The following is a 6807-nucleotide window of genomic DNA, read 5'->3' on the forward strand; positions in this document are numbered from 1 at the left end:
TGAGTAGAGTGATTTTAATGATTGATAATTATGATTCTTTTACGTTTAATTTGGTACAATATTTAGGTGAGCTTGGCGAGGAATTGATTGTAAAAAGAAATGATGAGATAACCATTTCAGAAATTGAAAAAATGAATCCACAATTTCTAATGATTTCTCCTGGACCATGCAGTCCGAATGAAGCAGGCATCAGCATGGAAGCAATTGCTTATTTTGCCGGGAAAATCCCGATATTTGGTGTATGTTTAGGACACCAATCGATTGCTCAAGTTTTTGGGGGCGATGTGGTTCGTGCGGAAAGATTAATGCATGGGAAAACATCAGAAATTAATCATAATGGCGAAACGCTATTTAAAAATATGGAAAATCCATTTACAGCAACTCGCTATCATTCATTAATTGTTAAGAAAGAGACGTTACCAGATTGTTTAGAAGTAACGGCTTGGACTGATGAAAATGAAATTATGGCACTTCGTCATAAAACCTTACCAATCGAAGGTGTTCAATTTCATCCGGAATCCATCATGACTTCATATGGTAAAGACTTATTAAGAAACTTTATAAATCAATATAAATTAACAGAAAAGAGTTAATAAACGTGTATATTTATCATAACTCACAATTTATTAAAGATACTGAAGCCGCGATTTCTCCTTTTGATCATGGCTTTCTTTATGGTGTGGGAGCCTTTGAAACGTTTAGAGTATACAAGGGATTTCCTTTTCTCCTTCATGATCATTTAAGAAGACTACAGTATGCTATCGATGAATTAGAAATCTCTTATACAATTGACGTGAATGAAGTATCTGAAATGATTCAACGATTACTCCGACTAAACCATTTAGAAGATGAGGATGTCACAGTACGGTTAAATATCTCAGCTGGAATTGGTGAGGTTGGCAGATTGCTGCAACCGTATGATCATCCGACAGTTTTATGCTTTTTAAGAAAGGCTCCAATACTTGGGAATGTTGAAAAAAATGCTGCTGTTTTGCAAATTCGCAGAAACACACCAGAGGGAGCAGTTCGCTTAAAATCTCACCATTATTTAAATAATATCTTGGGTAAAAGAGAATTAAGAAATTCTCCTGATGTAGAAGGTATTTTCTTATCGGAGCAAGGGTATGTTGCGGAAGGAATTGTTTCAAATATTTTTTGGGTGAAAGACAATATTGTGTATACACCTTCTGTGGAAACAGGCATTTTAAATGGGATTACAAGACAGTTTGTCATAAGATCCTTAGAAGCTCTAGGCATCCTTTGCAAAGAGGGATTTTATACTCAAGAAGAGCTTCTTAGTGCGACAGAAGCAATGGTTACAAATTCCTCTCAAGAAATAGTTCCATTAAAAAGAATAAACGATCAAGTATTCCAAGGTAGTGATGGTATCGTTATCCAAAAGTTAACGGAGTTATTTGAGCGATATCGGACAAAACTACTTAGTATAGATGAGTTATAAAGGTTGGATGAAAAATGGAAATGTTAGCAAAAAAGCAAACAATTCAATGTGGTAAATATACACTTAACTACGGTGAAAAGACACAAATAATGGGAATTTTAAATGTAACACCAGATTCCTTTTCTGATGGTGGAAGTTATGTAGATATTGACTTGGCGATATCTCATGCAAAAGAGATGGTCAAAAACGGCGCCGATATTATTGATATTGGAGGAGAGTCTACAAGACCAGGATATGAAATGATATCGGTGGAAGAAGAATTAGAACGTGTCGTTCCAGTAATTCAAAAACTTGCTAATGAGATTGAAGTTCCAATCTCAATAGACACATATAAAGCGGAAGTTGCCAAAGGTGCTGTTGAAGCTGGTGCAACAATCATCAATGACATTTGGGGTGCGAAAGCAGATCCAGCGATTGCAAAAATAGCAGCCGATTATAATATACCTATTATCCTTATGCATAACAGACATGATCGAAATTATGACCAAATTATGCCGGATATGATTGCTGATCTAATGGAATCGGTAAAAATTGCAAAAGATGCAGGGATAAAAGACGATAAAATCATCCTTGATCCAGGCATTGGATTTGCAAAGACAAAAGACGATAATTTAATGGTGATGAGACATTTGGATTTACTTGTACAGTTAGGTTATCCAGTCTTATTAGCTACATCAAGAAAGGCCTTTATTGGACATGTATTAGATTTACCTCCAAAAGAACGTATGGAGGGCACAGGTGCAACGATTTGCTTAGGAATTGAAAAAGGCTGCCAGCTAATTCGTGTTCATGATGTGTTAGAGATGTCAAGAATGGCTAAAATGATGGATGCAATGCTTGATATAGGAGGGCAACATCATCGATAAAATATATGTTAATGGTATGGAATTTTACGGATATCATGGTGTATTTGAAGAAGAAAAAAAATTAGGACAAAGATTTCGAGTTGATTTAACGGTAGAATTAGATTTAAAAAATGCAGGTGAGTCAGATGCACTAGAGCATACTGTAAATTATGCAGACATTTATAATTGCTGTAAAAAAATTGTAGAGGGTAAGCCATATAAGCTCATTGAAGCTGTAGCTGAACAAATTGCCAAGGAAATAATTGAAGGGTTTGGAATTGTTCACTATTGTACTGTGAAAATAATTAAACCCGATCCGCCAATTCCAGGACATTATAAAGAAGTAGCAGTTGAAATTAAAAGGGGTAGAAAATGAAAAACGAGGCATATGTAGCACTTGGATCTAATATGGGAAATCGTGAGGATTATTTACTAAAAGCTATTCAAAAGCTTAATCTTCATCCATTAATAGATGTAGTAAATTTTTCCTCAATTTACGAAACGGATCCAATTGGATATACAGATCAAGCTGAATTTTTAAATATGGTTATTAAACTAAACACTGATTTATCAGCATTTGAACTATTGCATGTACTGCAAAATACTGAAACACTTCTAAATAGAAAACGTGAAGTGAAATGGGGTCCCAGAACTTTAGACCTTGACATTTTGCTATATAATCATGAGAATATTGTTGCAGAACAATTAATTGTTCCGCACCCAAGAATGCATGAGCGAGCTTTTGTTTTAATTCCTTTATATGAGATAAACCAAAACATCAGCATTCCTACTTTAGAAGAATCACTTTCGACTATCATAGATCAATTATCAGATAAAGAAGGAGTACGAATATGGAAGCAGAAAAATGGGGTAGACGTATTCGCGCTTTTAGAAAGTTAAAAGGCTTTACCCAAGAGAGTTTTGCAAAGGATCTTGGTGTATCTGTTTCTGTATTAGGAGAAATAGAACGAGGCAATCGTGAACCCAACAAACAATTTATTGAGGAAGTAGCTAAAGCTCTAAATGTTTCAATAGAAGAGTTAACTCCAAATTAAAGTATGAAAGGAAAGGAGGTTAGAATTTTGTTCAAAATTGGTGATATTGAATTGAAAAATAGAGTTGTTTTAGCTCCTATGGCTGGCGTATGTAATTCAGCATTTCGTTTAACTGTAAAAGAATTCGGGGCTGGGTTAGTATGTGCAGAAATGGTCAGTGATAAAGCAATCTTATATAATAATGCAAAAACGATGGGTATGCTTTATATTGACGAGCGTGAGAAACCTTTAAGCCTACAAATCTTTGGCGGTGAGAAGGAAACTTTAGTAGAAGCTGCTAGATTTGTTGATAAAAATACCACAGCTGATATTATTGATATAAATATGGGCTGCCCGGTACCGAAGATTACGAAATGTGATGCGGGGGCAAAATGGCTTTTAGACCCTAACAAGATATATGATATGGTATCAGCTGTAGTAGAAGCTGTAGAGAAGCCTGTAACGGTAAAAATGCGTATTGGCTGGGATGAAGAACATATCTTTGCTGTTAAAAATGCACAAGCAGTAGAACGTGCTGGCGGCAAGGCGGTAGCTGTTCATGGCCGTACACGTGTTCAGATGTATGAAGGTACAGCAAATTGGGATATCATTAAAGAAGTAAAAGAATCTGTTAATATTCCTATAATAGGTAACGGTGATGTTACTACACCACAAGATGCTAAACGCATGTTAGATCAAACAGGTGTAGATGGGGTTATGATCGGTCGCGCTGCGCTAGGAAACCCTTGGATGATCTATCGTACAGTGAAGTATTTAGAAACTGGTGAACTAATGGGTGAGCCGGGTGTCCGCGAAAAAATGGACGTATGTAAACTTCATCTTGATCGATTAATTGAGCTTAAAAATGAGAATATTGCAGTTCGAGAAATGAGAAAGCATGCAGCCTGGTACTTAAAAGGTATTAGAGGAAATGCAAAAGTAAGAAATGAAATTAACCTAATGAACACTAGAGACGAACTAGTAACACTATTAGATGAATTTGTTTTAGAGATTGAAGCGAAACAAGAAAGTACTAGTCAAGTAGGATAACATTAGGCTGATTTTTATTGAGTAACGTTATGTTTCTATACTGCCAGTACTCCTGGCAGTTTTCTGCTTTTTATTTAGTAAAAGATAGGAGTTGTTAATTATGAGTCATGAAGACTTAAATCATGAAGAATTAAATGACCAGTTAAAGGTTAGACGTGAGAAATTACATAATTTACGAGAAAAAGGGTTAGACCCGTTTGGTAAACGTTTTGAAAGAACTCATCAATCGGAAGAAATTCTTGCAGCTTATAATGAATTAACAAAAGAAGAGCTGGAGGAAAAGGACGTAACTGTTACTATTGCTGGCCGTATAATGACAAAGCGTGGAAAAGGAAAAGCAGGCTTTGCCCACATCCAAGATTTATCTGGTCAAATTCAAATTTATGTTCGAAAAGATGCAATTGGCGAAGAAGCTTATGAAATCTTTAACACTGCTGACCTAGGCGATATTATTGGTGTTTCAGGAGTTGTGTTTAAGACACAAGTAGGGGAATTATCTATTAAAGTAAAATCATTTGAATTATTAACGAAATCATTGCGCCCATTACCTGATAAATTTCATGGTTTAAAAGATATTGAGCAACGTTACCGTCAAAGATATGTAGATTTAATCATGAGTCCGGACAGCAAGAAAACTTTTATTACACGCAGTAAGATCATTCAAGCAATGAGACGCTACTTAGATGATCAGGGTTATTTAGAAGTTGAAACACCTACAATGCATGCTATTCCAGGTGGAGCATCAGCTCGTCCTTTCATCACTCATCATAATGCACTGGATATGCCTTTATATATGCGCATTGCAATTGAGCTTCATTTAAAACGCTTAATTGTCGGTGGGTTAGAAAAAGTTTATGAAATAGGCCGTGTTTTCAGAAATGAAGGAGTGTCTACGCGTCATAATCCTGAGTTTACAATGATTGAACTTTACGAAGCTTATGCTGATTATCAAGATATCATGAGTTTAACAGAGAATGTTATTGCACATATTGCAAAAGAAGTTTTAGGAACGACTACTGTGCAATATGGTGACTATGAAGTAAATCTTGAGCCAAAATGGACAAGACTCCATATGGTAGATGCTATTAAAGAATATACTGGAGCGGATTTCTGGAAAGAGATGTCTGTTGAGGATGCTCGTAATCTTGCAAAAGAACATAATGTTGAGATCACAGAGCATATGCAATATGGCCATATAGTAAATGAATTCTTTGAACAAAAAGTAGAAGAAAAATTAATTCAACCTACATTCATTTACGGTCATCCAGTAGAAATTTCTCCTTTAGCAAAGAAGAATGACGAGGATCCACGTTTTACAGATCGCTTTGAGTTGTTCATTGTTGCACGTGAGCATGCAAATGCATTCACTGAGTTAAACGATCCAATTGATCAAAAAGAACGTTTTGAAGCGCAACTTAAAGAGCGCGAGCAAGGTAATGATGAGGCACATATGATGGATGATGACTTTATCGAAGCTTTAGAGTATGGTATGCCGCCAACAGGTGGGTTAGGAATTGGTATAGATCGTCTAGTGATGCTGTTAACTAATTCTCCATCGATTCGTGATGTATTATTATTTCCGCAAATGAGACATCGTTAATAATAGAAACTCCTGTGAAAGCAGGAGTTTCTATTTTTTATGAAGTGATTTAAATTTATTCATATTTTTTTAAAAAAATACTTGCTAAACGAAATGTTAGGTGTTATATTTGAATACGTTGCTGCGAAACAAGCAACAAGCTTTAAAAAGAAAATAAAAAACTTCTTGACTTATGGTTGTGAAGTTTGGTATTATAATAAAGTCGCTTCTGAGAGAAACGACAAAAAATGATCTTTGAAAACTAAACAAAACCAAGCGTGCCAACGTTAATTTCGATTAACAAAACAACGTACTATAAAGTACAAATTTATGAGCTATATCAACTCTTTATTGGAGAGTTTGATCCTGGCTCAGGACGAACGCTGGCGGCGTGCCTAATACATGCAAGTCGAGCGAATCTGAGGGAGCTTGCTCCCAAAGATTAGCGGCGGACGGGTGAGTAACACGTGGGTAACCTGCCTGTAAGATTGGGATAACTCCGGGAAACCGGAGCTAATACCGGATAACATTTCGAACCGCATGGTTCGACATTGAAAGATGGCTTCGGCTATCACTTACAGATGGACCCGCGGCGCATTAGCTAGTTGGTGAGGTAACGGCTCACCAAGGCGACGATGCGTAGCCGACCTGAGAGGGTGATCGGCCACACTGGGACTGAGACACGGCCCAGACTCCTACGGGAGGCAGCAGTAGGGAATCTTCCGCAATGGACGAAAGTCTGACGGAGCAACGCCGCGTGAACGATGAAGGCCTTCGGGTCGTAAAGTTCTGTTGTTAGGGAAGAACAAGTACCAGAGTAACTGCTGGTACCTTGACGGT

Annotated in this window: 8 protein-coding genes and 1 rRNA gene (1 of these 9 only partly in view); all 9 read left to right on the forward strand. The window is 36.8% G+C overall.

All coding sequences use genetic code 11. The features are described 5' to 3' along the window. The first annotated feature begins 8 nt into the window (after positions 1–8). Complete coding sequence (pabA, locus tag GMB29_RS00445) at positions 9–593, forward strand: aminodeoxychorismate/anthranilate synthase component II (protein ID WP_136358236.1); 585 nt, start codon at positions 9–11, stop codon at positions 591–593. Positions 594–598: 5 nt separating this feature from the next. Continuing rightward, a complete protein-coding gene (gene pabC, locus GMB29_RS00450; protein WP_136358238.1) occupies positions 599–1459 on the forward strand; it encodes an aminodeoxychorismate lyase in 861 nt (286 codons plus the stop codon). Between the two features lie 14 nt (positions 1460–1473). Then, the gene (gene folP, locus GMB29_RS00455; protein WP_196305217.1) at positions 1474–2325 is read left to right on the forward strand and encodes a dihydropteroate synthase; all 852 of its coding nucleotides are present in this window, start codon (positions 1474–1476) and stop codon (positions 2323–2325) included. Further along, on the forward strand, positions 2318–2680 hold the full coding sequence (folB, locus tag GMB29_RS00460; protein WP_136358239.1) for a dihydroneopterin aldolase: 363 nt from the start codon (positions 2318–2320) through the stop codon (positions 2678–2680). The genes folP and folB overlap by 8 nt, the downstream gene beginning before the upstream one ends. Then, positions 2677–3204 carry a 2-amino-4-hydroxy-6-hydroxymethyldihydropteridine diphosphokinase gene (gene folK / locus GMB29_RS00465; protein ID WP_136358240.1) on the forward strand — a complete coding sequence of 176 codons (528 nt, stop codon included), beginning with the start codon at positions 2677–2679 and terminating at the stop codon, positions 3202–3204. Before folB ends, folK begins: the two co-directional genes overlap by 4 nt. Continuing rightward, positions 3156–3359, forward strand: coding sequence for a helix-turn-helix domain-containing protein (locus GMB29_RS00470; protein WP_136358242.1), 204 nt, complete (start codon positions 3156–3158; stop codon positions 3357–3359). The genes folK and GMB29_RS00470 overlap by 49 nt, the downstream gene beginning before the upstream one ends. A gap of 27 nt (positions 3360–3386) precedes the next feature. Beyond that, positions 3387–4388, forward strand: coding sequence for a tRNA dihydrouridine synthase DusB (dusB, locus tag GMB29_RS00475; protein WP_136358244.1), 1002 nt, complete (start codon positions 3387–3389; stop codon positions 4386–4388). 100 nt (positions 4389–4488) lie between these two features. Next, the gene (gene lysS / locus GMB29_RS00480) at positions 4489–5988 is read left to right on the forward strand and encodes a lysine--tRNA ligase (RefSeq protein WP_136358246.1); all 1500 of its coding nucleotides are present in this window, start codon (positions 4489–4491) and stop codon (positions 5986–5988) included. 327 nt (positions 5989–6315) lie between these two features. Then, positions 6316–6807 (forward strand): 16S ribosomal RNA (locus GMB29_RS00485); it runs 1058 nt beyond the window's last position.

Origin of the sequence: Metabacillus sediminilitoris (assembly GCF_009720625.1) — a bacterium.
Taxonomy (GTDB): Bacteria; Bacillota; Bacilli; order Bacillales; family Bacillaceae; genus Metabacillus; species Metabacillus sediminilitoris.

Coding starts and splice junctions, on each gene's coding strand:
- folP (WP_196305217.1), top strand. CDS start 1,474: ATGGAAATGTTAGCAAAAAAGCAAACAATTCAATGTGGTAAATATACA.
- folK (WP_136358240.1), top strand. CDS start 2,677: ATGAAAAACGAGGCATATGTAGCACTTGGATCTAATATGGGAAATCGT.
- GMB29_RS00470 (WP_136358242.1), top strand. CDS start 3,156: ATGGAAGCAGAAAAATGGGGTAGACGTATTCGCGCTTTTAGAAAGTTA.
- lysS (WP_136358246.1), top strand. CDS start 4,489: ATGAGTCATGAAGACTTAAATCATGAAGAATTAAATGACCAGTTAAAG.